Below are 19,926 nucleotides of genomic sequence, written 5' to 3'. Positions count from 1 at the left end.
GGAGCGTCGGCGGCTTGAAATCACATGAATTCAGAAAGGAAAAAAGATGTTTAAGAAAGCGTTTGTCCCTTACAGAGGATATTGGAGTTCACCGTTTTGTAAATGGCAGGGATCCTTTCAGGATGAAGATTCCGTTAAACTAGGTGCAGCCGCAACCCGCAAGTTCATGGAGCTTCGCGGTTATACGCCAGATATGTTTGACGGTATTGTATATGGATCGACCATTCCCCAAAGATGGTGGTTTTATGATTCACCCCATGTTGCAACCCTGATGGGAAATCCCGATATCAGCGGTCCCCGCATTGCCCAGGCATGTGCCACATCCACTGTTTCTGTTAATTATGCAGCCGGTTGTGTGGAGTCAGATTCCAATAATACAATGCTGGTGATTGCAAGTGATCGCATGTCCAATGGCCCCAATCTGATCTGGCCCAACGCCAAGGGTCCCGGAGGGATGCCGGACTTTGAAAGCTGGGTCATGGACGGGTTTGGGTGGGACCCCACAGCCGAAACAAGCCCCACCGGCACCGGTGAAAATGTGGCTGCAAAATATGGATTTACGAGGGAAGACTCCGATGCCATGGCCATCAGCCGCTACGAAAAATATACTGACTCTCTGAAAAACGATCGTGAATTTCAGAAACGGTATATGATCCCCATGGAGCTTCAGGTTTCCAGGAAAAAGACCATCATCATTGATGCGGATGAGGGAATCACCCCCTGCACCGCCGAGGGCATGGCCCGCCTTAAAACAAAACCGGGATGCATACTGACCTTTGGTGCCCAGACCCATCCCGCAGACGGCAATGCCGGAATGATCGTCACCTCCCGGGAGCGGGCAAACGAACTATCCCATGATAAAAATATCACCATCCAGATCATCGCCTATGGATTTGCCCGGGCCCCAAAAGCCCATATGCCTGAAGCACCCACTCCGGCGGCAAAAAAAGCCCTTGCCAATGCCGGTATCAGTGTTGCGGACCTGTCCGCTGTGAAGACTCATAATCCATTCACCGTAAATGATCTGGCCATGGCAAAACTGCTGGGTGTGGACGATGCTATCTTTAATAACTACGGAAGTTCTCTGGTGTTTGGTCATCCCCAGGGGCCAACGACCATGCGTCTTCTCGTGGAGCTCATAGAAGAGCTTGCCATAAAAGGCGGAGGATACGGCCTGCTTGCCGGATGCGCCGCAGGAGATTCCGGTGCCGCCCTTATTATAAAGGTCAATTAATTAAAATCAGACGTCATGAGGCTTCCTTGGCCATACTGTATGGGCTGTTTTGAATCGGGATTGCCGATCCCATGCAATGTCAAATCTGAGAACCTATGACTGACAAAAATATAATCATAATATTTACAGGAGATACCCCATGAAGGAAAGAGACCCGCTCTATCCATCCTTTAATAATCCCTTTCTCATACGCCCCACCCGTAGCATGCCGGAAGAAATGGCTGTGATCGGGGCCGGTAATATCGGTCCGGACATTGCCTATTATCTGCGCACCGGCCTTCCCGATAAAAAACTCTATCTTGTGGATGTGGTTGAAGAGCCGCTCATGAAAGCCAAAAAACGCTTTGAGGGCTATGCACAGAAAGGAATTGACAAAAAAAAGCTGACCCCGGAGCAGGCAGAGGCAGTGCTTGCCAACATTGTTTACACCACAGATTACAGCAGTATCAAGAACTGCGGCCTTGTCATTGAAGCGGCCACCGAGAACCTGGATCTTAAAAAGAAGATTTTCCAGCAGCTGGAATCCATCGTGGGTGAAGATACCATCCTGAGCTCCAATACCAGTTCCATTCCGGCAGATCAGATCTTCACAGGGCTTGCTCACCCCGAGCGTACCACCATCACTCATTTCTTTTCACCGGCCTGGCGCAGCATGGCCGTTGAGGTGATCAACTGGGAGGGGGCTGATCGAAATGTTCTTGATTTTCTGCTCTGGTTTTTCGCCCAGACAGGCAAGGCACCCATTGTTACCCGCAATGTCTACTCCTTTCTGCTTAATAGAATTTTTGAGAACTGGACCAACGAGGCAGCCTATCTGGTGGACCGGGCCACCACCATGCAGGTGGATTCCGTTACTGAGGAGTTTGTGGGGGCGGGTCCGTTTTTTGTGTTGAACATGGCCGGTGGAAATCCCCTGACCTATGAGTCCCAGACCCGGCGTACGGCGGAAAGGGCATGTTATAAGCCCTCTCCGGTGCTCCTGTCCGTAGATAAATGGAACACCCTGCGACCGGGCACCCCGGTGGATGTTCCCCTGGATCTTGCCGACTGGATCAAAGATCGCATGCTGGGGGTGATTTTTTCCCAGTGTTATGATATTGCACATCGAAACATCGGCACATCTTCGGATCTCAACTTCGGCAGTCTCATCGCCCTGGGATTTAAAAAGGGTATTTTTGACATTATGGCCGATCTTGGACCTGCGGAAGTTGCCCGCATCAGCAAGGATTTCAACGCTGAACGGCCGGGTTTTCCCCAGCCCAAGGGCGATATTGACAGCTATTTTGATTTTCCCCGGGATATTCTTGTGGATCAACGGGACGGCGTTAAAATCATCACCATCAGAAGACCCCAGGCCGCCAACGCCCTGGGCGGCGGCACCTGCGATGAAATCCTGGCTGAGCTGCAGGCAGCAGAGGCAGACTCTGCCCTTAAAGGGGTTGTCATCACAGGATACGGCACCAAGGCCTTCTGTGCCGGTGCGGACATCGGCGGCTTTATTGCCACCTTTGACAACTATTCAGCCGGTGTTGATCTGGCCCGGGGCAACTCCCGGGTGCTGCACTTTATCGACGGGATGACAAAACCCGTGGTGGCTGCGGTTAACGGTCTTGCCATGGGTGGTGGAGTGGAGCTTGCCACCCGGTGCCATGGCATGGTGGCCACGAACAATGCATTTTTCCAGCTGCCTGAAATCACCCTGGGCATCATGCCGGGCATGGGCGGAGTGGTGATTCCCTACCGAAAATGGTCCCATGCTGCGGAAACTTTCAACGCCATGATCGGCAGTGCCCGGAAACTGAAAATAGAAGAAGCACGGGAAATCGGCATGGTTTCCCAGATTACAGATAATTATCCAGATCTCATTGATGCGGCCATTGCCGAGGTGTCGCGACTGCAGGATAATATGCCCTCAATAACAGATGGGCCGGTGTCCATCACGTCCTTTACGGTTCCTGAAACACCCACTGCCGGCAAGTTGCCCCTGAGCCGGGAAGCCCTTGGAATCTTTGCCCGTGTTATAAATGAAGCCGCTGCCGCCGATACGCTGGAAGAGGCCCTGGAGATAAGTTATCTGGCGGCTGGAGAGATTTCGTGCATTGACGCCTCCAAGGAGGGCGTAAGTGCTTTTCTTGAAAAGCGAAAACCACATTTTACCAGATAACGGGATTTTCCTGTAACCGCCATGGGCGAACCCGAGTCCAGGATGCGGCCTGCCCGTGGCAGTAATGAAAAAGCATGTTCTGACAGGCGTTGGAACGTGTCCCACATTTCCCATAAACATTATTTTTATCTGATTTCACTTAGAAGGTGGTGACTGATGCCATATCAAGTTCCAAAGATTGTTTCCGCTGCCGAAGCGGTAAGATGCATTCAAAATGGGATGACATTGGCCATCAATACGATGTCCTCCACAGGTTACCCGTTGGCGTTGAGCAGGGCCTTATGCGATCAGTTTCAAAACACAGGTGAGCCCCGGAATATCGAGTTCTGGGGCTCCACTGCGCAATCCATGCACGCCTTGAATGATTATACAGAGAGCCTTGCCCGGTGCGATGGAATGTTTCGAAAAGTCATCATGGGTCACTGGGTGACCGTGCCAACCTTTGTTAAACATGCGGCAGAAAATAAATTTGCCGCCTACAATTTTCCCCAGGGGATCGTTTCGCATTTATACCGAGCAGCAGCAGGAAGGAACCCGGTGGTTATCAGTGAAGTCGGACTGGAAACCTTTGCCGACCCCCGCCATGGCGGAGGCAAGTTAAACGAGATGGCCACGGAAGATTACGTCACCATCGTCAACATTGACGGCAGGGAGTTCCTTCAGTATAAAACGCCTAAAATTGATGTCTGTTTTATCAGGGGAACAACGGCTGACCCCATGGGCAACATCACAAGTGAAAAGGAGGCCGCATACATTGATGCCCTGACCCTTGCCATGGCCACAAGAGCCAATGGCGGTGTTGTTATTGCCCAGGTGGAAAGGTTGAGCGAGCGCAAGGCCCACTGCAAGAAGATTCTGGTTCCCGGCCTGGTTGTTGATTATATCGTGGTTGATTCCCATCAGGAGCAGACCTATAAAGAGGTCTATCATCCGGCCTATTCGGGTGAAACCGTGTTATCGGCAAATCTCATTCCCGATCAGCTGAAATCCGTTTTTGAAAAAGGGGGAGGCCTTTTTGCCCAGCGTGGTATTGAGCACTATGCAGTGGCCCGGCGCGCAGCAGAAGAGATTAAACCTGGATATGTGGTAAATATAGGCATCGGGATGGCCGGGCTGGTACCGACAATCGCGGCGGAAAAAGACCTGCAGGACCAGATTTTCATGACCAACGAGGCCGGTACCATCGGTGGCATTCCATTGCCTGCGGCCCATTTTGGCGCATCTTTGAATCCCATGTATATGACGGACATGCCCACCATGTTCGATTTTTATGACGGGGGGATATTGGACCTTGTCTGCGTGGGTGCGGCCCAGATTGATCAACAGGGAAGTGTCAACGTGGGACTTATCGGCAGACGGGTTATCGGCGTGGGAGGGTTCACCAATCTGACGGCGGCCGCCCGCAAGGTGGTGTTTCTGACCACATTTACCGATACAAAGGGACTGTCCGTCAGTTTTGACAAGAAAAAACTGACTATCAGGTCGGAGGGCCGAATCAAAAAATTTGTTAATAAAATGGACCAGATCTCCTTTTCAGGAAAACTTGCCGCCCGGCAGAAAAGAGAAATTATTTATGTTACGGAGCGGTGTGTGTTTCGCCTGACCCCGGAGGGTATCATGCTCACCGAAATCGCGCCTGGCGTGGATCTAGATAGAAATATCCTGTCACAGATGGAATTTCAACCGCTTGTGGATTCCAATATAAAAATCATGTCGGAGGCGTATTTCAGGATTTGATTATTCGGGCTTGGCCACAACATGGCCCACTTTGGGATGGGCTCAGGCCTGTGTTATTGGTGCGTTTGTTTAGATTTAACCTTAAACACAGATAGTTGATAAAATTCATGGTGTCTCTGGAATTCCAAAGCTTCCTGGGGTGGAGGCGGATCAATTGTCTGATCATTTCCGGCACATTACTGCGGGGCACACAAAGATCTTCTGTGAACCTGTCCGGGCTGGCCTCCAGAGAAGGGAATACTGCCCTGCGAATCCGCCACAATGCTTCGCTTTCTTCCACTGTGTTGGCAATGCGCACCGCCACGGTCCTAAAAGGCTCAATAAGACTGCAGATAAGTCGAGCCTGCCTGTCCAGCCCGTCCCGGTCACCATTGGCCTCTATGATCTGCACCGCATGGGTGTCGCCGGGAACTTTAAGATCCGTTGCGCTCCGAATACATTTCAGGGTACGGCTGTCCATGAACTCAAGGGTGGTGGGAATAATTTTGCCTGCAATGATCTTTGATACCCCTTGGGCCGCGCCCTCAATGGATTTTAAAAAAACAACATGCTTTTCTTTGCCTGGGGTAACGGCAATAATTTCATGCAATTCTTTCTTTAGTACGTATCACCTCAATGTTCATGTTTCACGCCAGCCCATGGAAATGCGCCTGCTCTCTTTATGCTCCTTCTGGATTTGGGCCATCCAGCACCTTTCGTACATGCGTTAATATCTCTTTTTTCGAAAAAGGCTTTTGAATAAAATTAACCCCTGTATCCAGAATACCATGGTGGGCAATAACGTTGGCGGTATATCCGGACATAAAAAGAATCTTCAATTTCGGAGAATAGGTCTCCAAACGGCTGGCCAGCTCCCGTCCATTGAATTCCGGCATGACCACATCAGTGATCAAGAGCTGAATGTTTCGGCCCTGTTCTTTGGCTACTTCCAATGCCTCGTTTGGATTATTGGCTGTCAACACGCAATAATTTGCTGCTTCAAGTATTTTCCGGGCAAGATTGAGAATAGACACTTCATCTTCAACAATTAATACGGTTTCATTCCTCCCCAAGGGGATCTGTGTGCTATCATGCACCTTCTCTTCAATACTATCGGCTGAATAAAGTGGGAAATAAATCCTAAAAGTGGTACCTTTTTCCGGCTCACTGTATACATTTATAAAACCATTGTTCTGCTTGACAATGCCGTAAACCATTGACAACCCAAGTCCCGTCCCTTTTCCCAGGCCCTTGGTGGTAAAAAAAGGTTCAAACAAATTATTAAGGACATCCTTGTTCATGCCGCAACCATCATCACTGACAGCCAGCGACATGAAATCACCACACACAAATCCCAAATGATCTGCACAGTACTCCTCATCAAAGGAGACACAATTAGTCTCAATAGTAACGTTTCCCACACCGCCTATGGCATCCTTTGCATTGACCAACAGGTTGGCCAGAATCTGATCTATCTGTGAAGGATCCATAAAAACGGAGCTATACCCGCCGCCGGGCTTCCATGAAAGATTTATATCTTCCCCAATAAGACGGCGCAGCATCTTGAGCATACTTTCAACCGTATCGTTGAGACAAAGCGCTTGGGGGCTGATGTTCTGTTTCCGAGCAAAGGCTAAAAGCTGCCGGGTTATTTCGGTTGAGCGCTGGGCCGCTTTGAGAATCTCTTTCAAATCATCCTGAAGTGGATCATCGCCCGGCACATTACCCATTGCCATTTCCGTATAACCGATGATCACACCGAGCATATTGTTATAATCATGGGCGACCCCTCCAGCCAACCGACCTACGGATTCCAGCTTTTGGGCCTGAAATAATTGATTTTCCAAAGACTTACGTTTAAGCTCAGAAGCTTCATGCTCCACCCCAAGTTGCATAAAATTCAGGGCATAGGCGATGTCTTTGGCCATCTCAACAAAAAGGCTCAACTCCTCCCCATCCACAACCAGCTCATGATCCATCAACACAACCATATAACCATAAACGTTATTTTCGTAAATCAGAGAAGTACATAACGAGGAGGGCTCGGGGCATTTATCCACAACGGGGCACTGCCCGCAAAAAGTGAACCGCTCATTTATGAATCTCCCCTCTTGGGAAACGTTGGGTACGCCACAACAGGGTGGTAATTCATGACGTTCCAACATTTCAGTCAACGGTTCAACAAATAATCCACTCCCTGATCCAGCCCAGGTGAGGGGGTGTTTATTCATATCGGTAAGCACAATGAAGGCAGCGGAATAGCCGCGATTGTCAACGATCACCCGGCACCCCTCACGAATTAGGGATTCAGGGTCACGCTCCCGGACGATCAATTGATTTACGTCCCTGATAGAGCGCAACACACGGTTCAGATGGATGATGCGCTGCTCTGCCTGTTTATGTTCGGTGATATTTGTGAAAATGGTGGCAAACTGCCCCTCACTCGGGTTAAAGGCAAGCACTGAAAAATAATTATCAAGGTTTTTGGAATAACTCTCAAAACGGATTTCCTGACCGGTCAAGGCGACGTTTGCATAGCGGCCTATCCAGTCTACAGGGTCTTTTTCAATTTTCGGCAGTACCTGGGTTACTTTTTTACCGACGATATTTTCCCGTTTAAGGCCCGTGAGACGTTCAAACGCATCATTTACTTCCAAAAATATATAATCAACGGGCTTGCCTTTGTCATCAAGCACAATTTTATGAAGTGCAAAACCGTCCATCATATTTTCAAACAACAAACGATACTTCTCTTCACTGTCTCGTATTTTCTTTTCAGCAATTTTTGATTTTGAATCATCTTGGAATACCAGAACAACCCCCATTTTATGTACATCATTTAACAAAATGGGAGAAGCACTGTCTTTTATGGGCAATTCTCGGCCATCCCGGGTAATCAGCAGGGTATGGTTGGCCAGCCCGATAATTTGACCCGTCTCTATAACCTTGGCCACAGGGTTCTCACAGGTAATTCGAGTCTGTTCATTGATAATATTAAAAACTGCCGTCAGCGGTTTTCCATATGCTTCATCCTGGGGCCAACCGGTTAAAGATTCTGCAACGGGATTCATAAAGGTAATGCAGCCTTGCATGTCAGTTGCAATGACACCATCCCCGATGCTTCTCAATGTGGTCCTCAGCCACTCTTCACTGACCTTTACTTTGTGGTCCATCCGGTGCTTATAAATGGCAATTTCTATGGCTGATCGAAGATCTTTGTCCTCAAAGGGTTTGAGAATATAACCAAAGGGCTCTGTACGCTTGGCGCGTTCCAGGGTCTCTTTATCTGCATAAGCAGTCAAATAAATTACAGGAATATCATGATGACCGTCGTGTATAAAGGCAGAGGTTTCTATACCATTCATTTTGCCCTTGAGTTTGATATCCATGAGAATCAAGTCCGGGGGGTTATTGTCCACGCTGGTCAGAGCTGTTTCACCCCTTGTGACACAATCGCTCACATGATACCCCATTCTTTCAACCCGCACCCTTATATCTTCCGCCACAATGGCGTTGTCTTCCACAATCAAAATGCTTACTTTATCACCCATACAACCAAACCTTTCAGGTTACCAAAGGGAATCGGATCCGATATATCAAACCGATTTCCTGGTTAATATTTATATTACCCTCAAGCTGTTTTTCTGCAAGGATATTAACAAGATGAATGCCAAGAGAGCCCTCACTCGAAGAAGATTTTGAACATGGCATCCCAATGCCGTCGTCGGACACAACAAGCATTGCTTCGGTTTGATTGCAACGAAACAACTGGATGCTGATTCGCCCGGTGGACTTTCCAATAAAAGCATATTTCAAGGCATTCGTCACCAATTCATTGATGATGAGTCCACAGGCAATCACGGCATCCAGGTCCATTGGCAATTGTTCAACGTCGCATTTGATTTCAATAACCGACCCTGTGGGATGCAGAGACTTGTACAGGTAATTGGTGAGTTCCTGACAATAGGATTTCACATCTATGATAGACAGATCCTCAGCTTTGTAAAGTGTTTCATGCACCATGGCGATTGAAGAGATTCTGTTTTTACTGTCTTCCAGGATATTCACCAGTTTTTTATCTTTAATCTGGTTCATTTGAAGACTCAGGAGGCTTCGAATCATCTGGAGATTATTCTTGACCCGATGATGAATTTCTTTTAACAACACCTCTTTTTCGTCACGGGAAATGGTTGTTGCATTAAGATTCTCAGCCATCTTATCAAAGGCACGTGACAGGAGTCCGATCTCATCCTGCCTTGTAATGCCAACACGATACCCAAGGTTTCCTTTGCCAATGGCCAGCACTCCTTCCACCAATTTCTGCATGGGATCCGTAATTCTGCGTGCGAACAGAAAACCAGAAAATACAATCACCAGGCAAACAGTTACCACCACAATAAAAATTTTTCTTTTCAAAGCGAAAATCTCGACAAAGGCTTCTGAAACATCCTGCTTGGCGATCAATGCCAGTTTACGGTCCGGCAGCCAGAGGTAGGCGCCCAGCACAGGTACATTCCTGTAATCCATAAACAGATCAACACCACTTTGCCCATCTATAGCCCGCTCGGCACCTTCGCCGAATATCCATTTTTTAAACGCACCCTCCGGGGCGAAGACCGTATTGGTTATCAACAGATTATAATTATTTACCAGGAAGGTTTCCGTGGTTTTACCCAGATCAATGCGTTCCAGCATGATGGCATTCAATCGATCAAAATCGGCATGGGCTGCCAGAACGGCCAGCAGGTTTCCCTGGTTATCCTTTATCGGCCCTGAAACCACCATGGTCGGTCGCCCCATGGAAAGGCTTAGGAAAATATCAGATATATAGAGTTCCTGCCTGCCTTTGATAAAAAACGATTCCTTTGATCTGAATTTTCCCTCCCAGGAAGAATCTGAAGAGACGATAATCTGCCCACTGTTTTTATCAATCAAAAATAATTGGGAAACTTCTCCCAATTCCACCAGGCGATTGAACTCCGCCACCAGGAATTTATATGCATCGCCCCGGGGGGCTCGAAAATTTTTCGTGAAATCAGTGGAATGAATCACCGTATTGGTACTTTGGATCACCTGTTGCTCATGGGCCACCCAGGACAATGAATGCAAAAGGCGTTCTCCCCATTTATCAATGGCCTGTTTTTTTAAATGGGCAACCCGTTCCAGATGTGTCTGTACATTGGTTACGATACTGTTCCGACCCGAACCGTAGGCAATTATCCCAATAATAGATTGAGGTACAATGGAAAACAATAATAATCCTGTCAGCAGTTGGAGGCTCAGGCTGGTTCGAATGGATTTCATCAGCACACCTCTTTCATTGGTCATAAATACGATGAAGAAATTCCATGGTGTATACAGGGGTGACAATCAACTTATCATTGGTTTTATGAAAAAGTGCCTGCATATCCCGCCAGACAGCCGGTTCCATCCAGCCCAACCGATGGTCCCCGGTGTGAAGGAGAGGGGTTTGAATCTGCATCATACGCATCTGCTGCTCCCTGACCAATGTTGAATTATAAGACAAAACCACAGAGACGGCATCTTCGAGATTCTCAATGGCATGGCGCCAGCCTTTTAGAGAAGCCCTTAAAAATCCCTCAACCAGAACAGGTTTTTCGCCGATTATTTTTTCTGTGGTTACAATGGTATCTGCATAGGGCCTTATGTCGTAATCATCCATCCAGATGAAATCCAGATCAAGGCCTCGTTCTTCAAGGGCAAGTCCTGAACCCGGGCGATAGACCATCTGGACGTCTATCTGACCCTCTTTAAGAAAGTCTGCTTCCCGATCATAGGGTATGTATTTGATATCATCCCATGGGATGCCTAATTTTTCCATGAGTGCTCTATGCTGAATCTCTCCATCCGGTGGAAGCATTAATCTTTTTCCGATAAAATCCTGGGGACGCTTTATTGTTGAATTTTTAAGCGTTGCGTACACATAGGGATTTCGTTGAAAGACAACCGCAATGGCCGTAATGGGAACGCCCTTTTTCCTTGCGGCCAGTAAAAATTCGCCTCCCATAATTGTAAAAAGGGTTTTTTCTTCAATGAGGTCGGTGACCATATTCTCATTGGTCAAATGTGGCGGTCTGGCTTTCAGGGTAACCGCTATATGTTCTGCAGCATAGTATCCTTTCTGTTGGGCAACATAGAACCCGGCAAACTGGGCTGAATGCTTCCATTTCAGTTGTACGGGTACTTTCTGGATGGGTATGTCTGCCTCTTTATTTTCACAACTGGCTAAAATGAATGTTAACAGGAATGACAACACAAATATATTTATGATAAATTTCCTGGCACCATTGAGAAACCCATTGAATACCTTATCACGCGGGAATGATTCTTGAATTGTTTCATGGAATGGCGGAGCCAGCATATCTGTAATAACTAATTTTTTCTTCAGCCCTATTGAGGCTTGGCATTGTCTTCTTTTTGCAATGGCATGCGGTATTATCAAATCAGAACCTCCCGGTGTTAAATATCTGAGAAACCAAAAACAGATGGGACTTTTTGACATACAAATACAGGCAGGTGCAGATGTTTAAATGCCTTGCGCTTTGTTCTTTACTTGTTGATCACTTGAAAACTTTAAAAGGATAATCTATATGCCATGTAAAGATCAAGTCAAGATTCAGTAAATCAGCAATTCTAATTTTGGAACTGCATGTGTTTGTTCACATCATAAAAGAATTGGCACCGGGCCATGGTCAGAAAAAAATGAATGGCCCTGTCATGGATATCCGACAGATCCTGTGCATCTTTAACCATTCAGGCACACCCTGGGGTGGATGAAATGGAAAAGTAAAGGTTTTACATCTGCATGCTTGCCCTTTATCCATTTTATTGTTAACTAAATCTTCATTATGAATGAAAACAACAAAAAGAATATAGAAACAATGTTTAGCGGCGTGGCTAATGTCCAAGACCGGCTTGATACCGTCGGTTATATTCCCTCCAGAGAAATCGCCACCATTGTCTACCTGGCCCAGGAGACAAATAAACCCATACTTGTGGAAGGTCCGGCCGGGGTGGGAAAGACTGAGCTTGCTAAAAGCATTGCGCTGTGCCTGGACCGGGAAATGATTCGTCTCCAGTGCTATGAAGGACTGGATGAATCCAAGGCCCTGTACGAATGGGCCTATGCCAAACAGTTACTTTACACCCAGATGCTCAAGGAAAAAATAGATGAGGTGGTGTCTGCCACCTCGGGTCTGGCAGCAGCCGTGGATGAGATCGCCCGTCACGAAGATGCCTTTTTTTCCCAACGGTTTATTCAGACCCGCCCTCTCTTGGCCGCCATCTCCTCCCCGGTGCCCGTGGTGCTGCTGGTGGATGAAATCGATAAAGCCGATCCTGAATTCGAGGCTTTTTTGCTGGAGTTGCTTTCGGATTTCCAGGTTACCATTCCGGAGATTGGCACCATCCAGGCCAAAACCCACCCCTTTGTTCTTTTAACCTCCAATAATTACCGTGACATGAGCGATGCTCTAAAACGGCGCTGCATTCACATTTATATTGATTATCCGTCCATGGCGGATGAAAAAAAAATCATTGCCAAAAAACTCCCAAACATTGGGGATCGACTCCTGGAGCAGGTGATAACGGTGGTGGCCGGTATCCGGAAGCTGGATTTAAAGAAAAAACCCTGTATTTCTGAAACCTTGGATTGGGCCCGCTCCCTGATGATCCTCCAACGGGATCATCTCACCCCGGAGACCCTGGATCAAACCCTGAATACGCTGTGCAAACACAGGGCGGATTACGGGGTGGTGCGCTCCCGGATACATGAACTGGTTGGGGACTGATCCCTTCCATGGAAAATACCATTCTGAAATTTGTCTCCTGCTGCCGGGCCCATGGCATGCGAATTTCCACCGCCGAAGTTCTGGACTGCCTCGGGCAGCTGGAGTTGGCAGGGGTGGTGGATGAATTGGTTTTTCACACGGTGTTAAGGGCCAATTTTGCCAAAAGTCGTCGGGAACAATCCGCCTTTGAAAGGCTTTACCATCTTTTTTTTCATGATATGAAAAAAGGTAAGCCCCTGTTGAATCTGGAAAAGGGTGAAGGAGAGCAGGAACCGGATCCCCCCCCATATGCCGGTGAACCCTTACCGGAATTCCCGGTGGATATGATTAAAATGGACACGGATTTAGACAAGGCCCTCATGGATTTCATAAAGGGAAAACCCCAGGCCTTTATTGCGGCGGTGCGACAGGTCCATGATCAGGAAACCCCGTCCAACCAGGCGGTGAAATCAAACCTGGGCCAGCTCAGCGCCCGCATGGAGATCATGCTCACCATCAACAAAATGCACCGGCGCATGGCCCGGTTTCTGGGAGGCCCCGATGTCCAGGTGGTGAATGGGGAGCGCAAGCACCTTGAAAAAACGGTGTTTCATCGTCTGGACAGGGCCATGGCCTTTTTAAAGGAAGACCCCCAGCCGGACAATGCCGGACTTCGCACGGTGGGAACCGGTGAAAAGCGATATGCCGATTTGGGAGACGTCCCCTTTGCCAATCTCACCCGGGATGAAATGTCCCGGGTTTCTGAAGTGGTGGATCAATGGGTAAAAAAGCTGGCGGATATTACCACCCTGCGTTTTTCAGTGGCCCGGAAGGGTAAGATGGACGTACAAAAAACAATCCGCCGTTCCAGCCGGTACCTGGGCGTGCCCGTGGAGATCGTACGCAGGGACCGTCCCCTGCGTAAGGGAAAAATACTTACCCTGTGCGACGTGTCCGGATCTGTGTGGTCCACGGCCAGGTTTATGCTGGCCATCCTCTATTCCCTTCAATCCTGCTTTGCCCGGGTGAAATCCCATGTGTTCATTGACCGGCCCTTTGATGTCACCGGCTTTTTCATGGCCCATGGGGCCAACAGGGCCATAGGTAAAATTATGCAAGACCCGGGGATCAACTACATCGCAAAAACTGATTATGGCCTGGTTTTCCAGAAATTCCAGGAAAATCATTTCCAGGAGCTGGACAAAAAAACCACTTTGATCATCATGGGGGATGCTCGATCCAATTATTTCAATCCCCGGGAACCGGTGCTGGAAGCTTTGAGGGAACGATGCCGACGTCTGATATGGCTCAATCCTGAACAGGAAAGATTTTGGGGCACCGGTGATTCGGAGATGCCCCGGTATCGCCACCATTGCAATGAGGTCCGGGCCTGTGGCAACCTGAACCAGCTCATTGATTTTATACAGGATCTGGTCCTGTAAATGGTGGTGGAGCGCATTGCTGCGGCACGCCTTGAAGATACTGGGATGGCTGTGCCGCCATGGCCAATTTCCTGGATGTTCTCAGCGGCCAGGACTTCCGAATCACAACTTCCCTTGCCGAATATTGAGAACCGGTCCCCCAAATCCGTTATAATCAGAAAATTTTAAATGAGTACGTCACCCTTAGAAAAGATAATACTTTGATGCTATCCCATGCATTTTCAAAAGGGTCCTTAGGTTTATACCAATTATGCTCCTATTTAAGTTCGCTTGGTAATATGCCAATTTTACAATTCAAATCCATTCCTTTAGTATGACTTGGACGTTTTTGCCATTTTTTTTAACTTTCGAAACGTCTAATTGTCGTTAAGCTGTATTATAATTGACACTGTTCCAGGCCTATAATTACATAAATTGTTTACGGTCAAGTCCATACTTTTTCAGCTTGTAGTGGAGTGATTGGGGGGATATCTCTAATTGCTTGGCTGCACGGGCAACATTGCCCTTGGTGCTTATGAGGGCGTTGATGATAATTTCGATCTCGTTGACACTTTGATTTTCTACCAGGTTCATGTTCTCTCTGAAAAAATAGGCCCTGGGGCTTTTCGACGGCTGTGGTGACGGCCTACCGATCGGGGGTACCTTCGCCGGGGCATTGAGTGTTATGTAGGAGCGAACATGGAGGGGCAGATGTTTAACACAGATAAGGTTTGAACCGTTGACAAGGTTCATTGCACCTTCGATGACATGCTCAAGTTCTCTAACATTCCCAGGCCAGTCATAGGCCGAGAACAGATCCATCACCGCTGAAGACAACCCGGTCACCTTTTCGTCAAGGATGGTATTAAAGTTTGATATAAATCTGTCCGTCAGCTGTGAAATATCAGTTTTGCGTTGCCTTAAAGGGGGAATCGTAACGAAGACGACACCTAAGCGGTAAAACAAATCCTGACGCATTTTTGAAATTTTAATGATGTCAAGGGGGGGGCGGCTAACAGTGCTGACTATTTTCAGGTTCAGCTCTATTTCCCTGGCTGCCCCCAGCCGCCGTACTTTTTTCTCCTGAACCACCCTTAATAGTTTTGCCTGAAGCCCCAGGGGCATGGAATCCAGTTCATCCAAAAAAAGGGTACCGCCGTTGGCCTGTTCGAAAAGCCCTGATTTATCAACGGATCCTGTAAAGACGCCCTTGGTCGTTCCGAATAGTATGCCTTCCAAAAGATTTTCCGGGATGGCCGCACAGTTCACAGGGATAAATTTCCCCTTGGATTGGGAGCCGTGATTGTGGATGGACTGGGCAAACAGCTCTTTGCCTGTGCCGGTTTCACCGGAAAGCATGATGGGAGACGGCGAACCCGATGCAAGCTTGGCAATATTCACCGATTCCACAAGTGTCTGGTCTGAGCCGATGATGTCATCAAAGGAGTACTTGCAGCCTTTACCTGGGAACTGCTGCTGTTTTGACGGTACCTCTTGTGCAACAATGGATTCCAGCATCTGATAATCCTTGGTGAAGCAAATGGCCCCCACCAGTTCAACATCATTGAACAAAGGGAACGCATTGCTGATGGTGTTGGCAATTTTACCTAGTTTTGTACGATAGATGATAACCCGATTTCTTATCGGTCTTTTTATCGCTATGCACTGCCGCATGATGCTGGTGTCATCGCTGAGTTCGTAGAGATCGGTGATCCGCTTTTCCATGGCATATTCCCGTTCATAATCATCAATTTTCGCCTGTGTCGTGTTATAATAGAGTATTGTCCCGTCCTTGTCGCTTATCACAACCCCTTCGTGCAGGTTCTCATAAAAGCTGAACATATCAACATTCTGACAATTGAGCAGTTCCGACAATACCCTAGTTAATCTTTGATGGGTCATACTATCTTTTCCGTTTTGCTTCCAGTTTGTTTAAAGCCTTTTTTAATACACCAAACACAATCACACAACTCAGTCGCCTAGCATCTATGAACCATGTGACAGTGGCCTCGTCAAGACTTAAAACCGTTGTTTTTAGAAAAAACAAAAATTTTTGATCAAAAATTCTTTTACCCTTTCGAGCCAGCATCAAAATATCTTACTGTTTCTAAATTCTTTCACCACACACAATCTGTTTTTGCGCACACTATATATCTGAAATATTTTGAATTTATGACTTTTTTCTATAATCAAACCATCCCAATTTCAGATCTTGGCACCTTCTTTGCAATTCGATATTTTCAGGAATTGACACAATGCTGAAATCATCAGCACCACCAGTTAAAAAGGAGATAAAATGGATCAATTAAAATTTACACCCAGCATGAAAATTCTTGATGAAAATCAATTGTCAGCCATTCACACAGCAACCCTTGAGGTTCTGGAAAATACCGGGGTAACCATCACCCATCCCCAAGCCATTGAAATCCTTAAAGGGGCAGGATGTACAGTGGAGGAAAACCGGGTGCGCATCCCTGCCGCCCTGGTAGAAAAGGCAATATCCACCGCACCCAAGCGGGTAGTCATGGGTAACCGGGACGACAGCAGACAGATCGTCCTTGAAGGGGCCGCCACCTACTTCGGAGCCACCATTGACTGCGTCAATTACCTTGATCCGGAAACCCAGGAAGTCAGTGAATGCCAGAGCAAGGACGCTGCTTCCATGGCAAAGCTGTGCGACATGCTGGATAATTACGACTGGACCATGACCCTGGGCATTGCCAGGGACCTGCCGGAACATGTACAGGACCGGGGGGTGGCACGGGTGGCCCTGGAGCATTGCAGCAAACCGGTGATTGTCTCCTGCAACGATGGGGCCAGCCTTAAAGAAATTTATGAGATGGCTTTGATGTGCAAAACAGGCGGTGAAGCGGCCTTTCAAAAAGCCCCTATCATGGGCACCCTGAACTGCACCATTTCACCACTCACCCACGATGACCACTTGGTTGAAAAAAACATCTATGCCGCTGAAAAAGGGATTCCCATTGTCCATTATTCCGGCATGCAGTTGGGGGTAAGTTTTCCGGCCACCCTGGCATCGGGTATTGTGATGGGTGCAGCGGAATCCTTAAGCGGGCTGGTCCTCCAGCAGACTATCAATCCCGGCGCCCCCTTTGTGTTCGGCTCCTTTATCACTATTATGGACATGAAAACCACAGTTTTCTCCTATGGTGCCATTGAGATGGCCATGATGGTGGGCGGCATTGCTCAGCTTTCCCAGAAATACGGCCTTCCCTTTTTCGGTACAGCCGGATGCACCGATGCCAAACAGGTGGATTTCCAGGCGGCAGTCGAGGGCAGCCTTCAGGACCTGATCATGGCCACCGTGGGCGGCGGCCTGGTACATGACACCCATTGCTGGCTGGACCACGGCAGTATTCTTTCCCCGGAACACCTGGTGGTGGGCCAGGAGATACTGGCCATGGTCAAAAAATTCACCCAGGGTATAGAGGTTTCAAAAGCGACCCTGGCCCTGGACCTCATCGATAAGATCGGCCCGGGGGGCACATTCCTCATGGATCCCCACACCATGAAGAACTTTAAAAGCGTGGTTTACCCCGAACTATTTGAGCGGACCAAGGCACAGGCACCGGGTACAAAGATTGAAACCACCATGGAACAACGGCTGAGGGCAAAAACAGTAGAATTGATGGCAGCCCCTGCCCCCAATCCTCTGCCCGAAGATATTGTTGCCGAATTTGACCGACGCCAGGAAGGATGGATCTCAGGTTAGCAGGAGATACGGAGAAAGCACCTCTTTTACCAGGATACCAAAATTGTAGAAGAGGTGCTTAATTGCTCCATACTGAAAAAAATAATGTAAGGGCTTAAAATGATAAATAACTTTCTAAATAAAATTGATAAAACCATTTTCTTTTTCTCCATCATAGCGTATCTTTGCTTGTTTATATTTATTATCGGTTTACCAGATGCGGCAAAGGAACTGATCAACGGAGCTTTGAATTTTACGTTGAACAGTTTTGGTTGGTTTTACATGCTCTCTTTTACATGTATACTCCTCTTCATGATATGGATCGCCTTCTCCAAATACGGTCAACTAAAATTAGGAAAAAAGGATGAAAAACCAGCATATAGCTTTACCTCTTGGATCGGTATGCTTTGTGGTGCGGGATTAGGCGTAGGGTTGGTTTTCTTTGGCGTCACCGAGCCGATGAGTCATTTCATGACCGCCCCATTCAATGAATCGGGCACAGCCGAGGCCGCCTCCAATGCCATGAGGCATGTCTTTTTTCACTGGGGAGTCCACCCCTGGGCGATGTATTCTCTATGCGGGCTTTGTTTCGCCTATGCCCAATTTCGAAAAGATTCTCCGGCGCTTTTCAGTTCCACCCTTATTCCGATACTCGGAAAAGAAAAAGCCAACGGCCTGGCAGGAAAAGTAGTAGATGCATTTTCAATTATCGCCATTATTGCCGGCGTCTCAACTTCAATGGGGTTCAGTGCAAACCAGATCACTTCTGCACTCCACACCCAATTCGGCATTGAAACAGGGCAAACCGTTGTTATGATTGTACTTAGCCTCATTGCGATCATATCAACGCTGTCGGCCGTAAAAGGAATTGAAAAAGGCATCAAATTAATCAGTGACGCTAATATGTTGCTGGTTTACATCTTGATCGCTTTCATTCTTTTATTTGGTCCGACAAAATATATTATTTATTTATTTTTCGAAACTTTCGGTAACTATTTGCGTGACCTTCCCTGGCTGTCCTTCTTCTTGGATGCAAACAGTCAGGTTGAAAAACATGTCGGTTATAACTGGATCGGCAGCTGGACGGTAATGTACTGGGCCTGGTGGGTTGCTTTTGCTCCATTTGTTGGCGGATTCCTGGCGCAGATTTCAAGAGGCCGGACGATTAAAGAATTTGTCTTGGCAACGTCATTGGTTCCTTCAATTTTGTGTTTCGTATGGTTTGTTGGATACGGAGGTACTGCCATCCATCTTGATCTTTTTCAAAACATGGGTCTTGGCAGTACGATCGTAAAAGATCCTCCAAACTCCATGTTTGTTTTATTAAACAATTTACCCTTCAACAGTATTACAATTCTTGTAGCAACGTTTTTATGTCTTACCTTGATTGTAACTTCTGTCAATTCAGCAACTTACCAAATCAGCACCATCGCCTCCGGCGGAACAGCCGTGTCTTCAATGGGGTTACGGGTTGTATGGGGGGTTTTTTTGTTTGCGAATGCGGCACTCTTTCTTTTTATTGGTGGACTCAAAACGCTTCAAAACTGTTCAATTGCCCTTGCATTACCTTTTATGGGAATCATCATTCTAATGATGTTCAGTTTAGCAAAAGATTTACGTACAAACGTTTCAGCCTAAATGTTGCAAGCACCCTTTGACCGGATATACAAGGAACCGGACATGAAGCTCTCATCGTCTACCTCAAATGTCCGGGAACGAATCAGATCCGGTCAAAGGGCGCTCCCACAAGGAGGGAGTCCATTTAAAGTTTTGGCTTGTACAATTTGGGAGAGTGATACAATAATTTCATTCACCCTATGAATGGATACATCTAAAGAGTTAGAAAAATTGGAGCCCAGTGCCATGGAATTACCAAAAAAGCGGTATCC

General features: G+C 47.5%; 12 protein-coding genes. 7 read left to right on the top strand and 5 right to left on the bottom strand.

Features of this window, described 5'->3' with window-relative positions:
- The first annotated feature begins 46 nt into the window (after positions 1-46).
- From ACYQ2M_RS03625 to ACYQ2M_RS03615, 3 genes are all read left to right on the top strand, one after another.
- Positions 47-1,234 (top strand): thiolase family protein, encoded by a 1,188-nt coding sequence (locus ACYQ2M_RS03625; protein ID WP_459914954.1) that lies wholly within the window; start codon positions 47-49, stop codon positions 1,232-1,234.
- Between the two features lie 139 nt (positions 1,235-1,373).
- Positions 1,374-3,398 carry a 3-hydroxyacyl-CoA dehydrogenase/enoyl-CoA hydratase family protein gene (locus ACYQ2M_RS03620; RefSeq protein ID WP_459914953.1) on the top strand — a complete coding sequence of 675 codons (2,025 nt, stop codon included), beginning with the start codon at positions 1,374-1,376 and terminating at the stop codon, positions 3,396-3,398.
- A 156-nt stretch (positions 3,399-3,554) separates the two neighbouring features.
- Entirely contained in the window at positions 3,555-5,135 is a 1,581-nt protein-coding gene (locus tag ACYQ2M_RS03615) for an acyl CoA:acetate/3-ketoacid CoA transferase (protein WP_459914952.1), read from the top strand.
- Here the strand turns inward: ACYQ2M_RS03615 and ACYQ2M_RS03610 are convergent.
- From ACYQ2M_RS03610 to ACYQ2M_RS03595, 4 genes are all read right to left on the bottom strand, one after another.
- Entirely contained in the window at positions 5,125-5,724 is a 600-nt protein-coding gene (locus ACYQ2M_RS03610; protein WP_459914951.1) for an FAD-binding oxidoreductase, read from the bottom strand. The genes ACYQ2M_RS03615 and ACYQ2M_RS03610 overlap by 11 nt on opposite strands.
- Positions 5,725-5,794: 70 nt before the next feature.
- Positions 5,795-8,665, bottom strand: a complete 2,871-nt coding sequence (locus ACYQ2M_RS03605; RefSeq protein WP_459914950.1) for a response regulator — start codon at positions 8,663-8,665, stop codon at positions 5,795-5,797.
- 13 nt (positions 8,666-8,678) lie between these two features.
- Positions 8,679-10,418, bottom strand: a complete 1,740-nt coding sequence (locus ACYQ2M_RS03600; protein ID WP_459914949.1) for a sensor histidine kinase — start codon at positions 10,416-10,418, stop codon at positions 8,679-8,681.
- 13 nt (positions 10,419-10,431) lie between these two features.
- Complete coding sequence (locus tag ACYQ2M_RS03595) at positions 10,432-11,577, bottom strand: ABC transporter substrate-binding protein (RefSeq protein WP_459914948.1); 1,146 nt, start codon at positions 11,575-11,577, stop codon at positions 10,432-10,434.
- Positions 11,578-12,016: 439 nt separating this feature from the next.
- Here ACYQ2M_RS03595 and ACYQ2M_RS03590 point away from each other — a divergent pair, with 439 nt between their 5' ends.
- Together ACYQ2M_RS03590 and ACYQ2M_RS03585 are read left to right on the top strand one after the other, a co-directional pair.
- Positions 12,017-12,925: an AAA family ATPase gene (locus ACYQ2M_RS03590; RefSeq protein ID WP_459914947.1), complete on the top strand. Its 909-nt coding sequence runs from the start codon at positions 12,017-12,019 to the stop codon at positions 12,923-12,925.
- Between the two features lie 8 nt (positions 12,926-12,933).
- Complete coding sequence (locus tag ACYQ2M_RS03585) at positions 12,934-14,346, top strand: VWA domain-containing protein (protein WP_459914946.1); 1,413 nt, start codon at positions 12,934-12,936, stop codon at positions 14,344-14,346.
- A 405-nt stretch (positions 14,347-14,751) separates the two neighbouring features.
- Here ACYQ2M_RS03585 and ACYQ2M_RS03580 read toward each other — a convergent pair whose 3' ends face one another.
- Positions 14,752-16,227 (bottom strand): sigma-54 interaction domain-containing protein, encoded by a 1,476-nt coding sequence (locus tag ACYQ2M_RS03580; RefSeq protein WP_459914945.1) that lies wholly within the window; start codon positions 16,225-16,227, stop codon positions 14,752-14,754.
- A gap of 394 nt (positions 16,228-16,621) precedes the next feature.
- On the opposite strand from ACYQ2M_RS03580, the gene ACYQ2M_RS03575 reads away from it, so the two are divergent.
- On the top strand, positions 16,622-18,058 hold the full coding sequence (locus tag ACYQ2M_RS03575) for a trimethylamine methyltransferase family protein (RefSeq protein WP_459914944.1): 1,437 nt from the start codon (positions 16,622-16,624) through the stop codon (positions 18,056-18,058).
- Between the two features lie 99 nt (positions 18,059-18,157).
- Positions 18,158-19,675: a BCCT family transporter gene (locus tag ACYQ2M_RS03570; RefSeq protein WP_459914943.1), complete on the top strand. Its 1,518-nt coding sequence runs from the start codon at positions 18,158-18,160 to the stop codon at positions 19,673-19,675.
- Positions 19,676-19,926 lie beyond the last annotated feature (251 nt).

Source organism: Desulfocicer niacini, from assembly GCF_054657595.1.
Note: the sequence above shows the minus strand (reverse complement) of the source record. Positions and strands in the feature narration are given on the sequence as shown.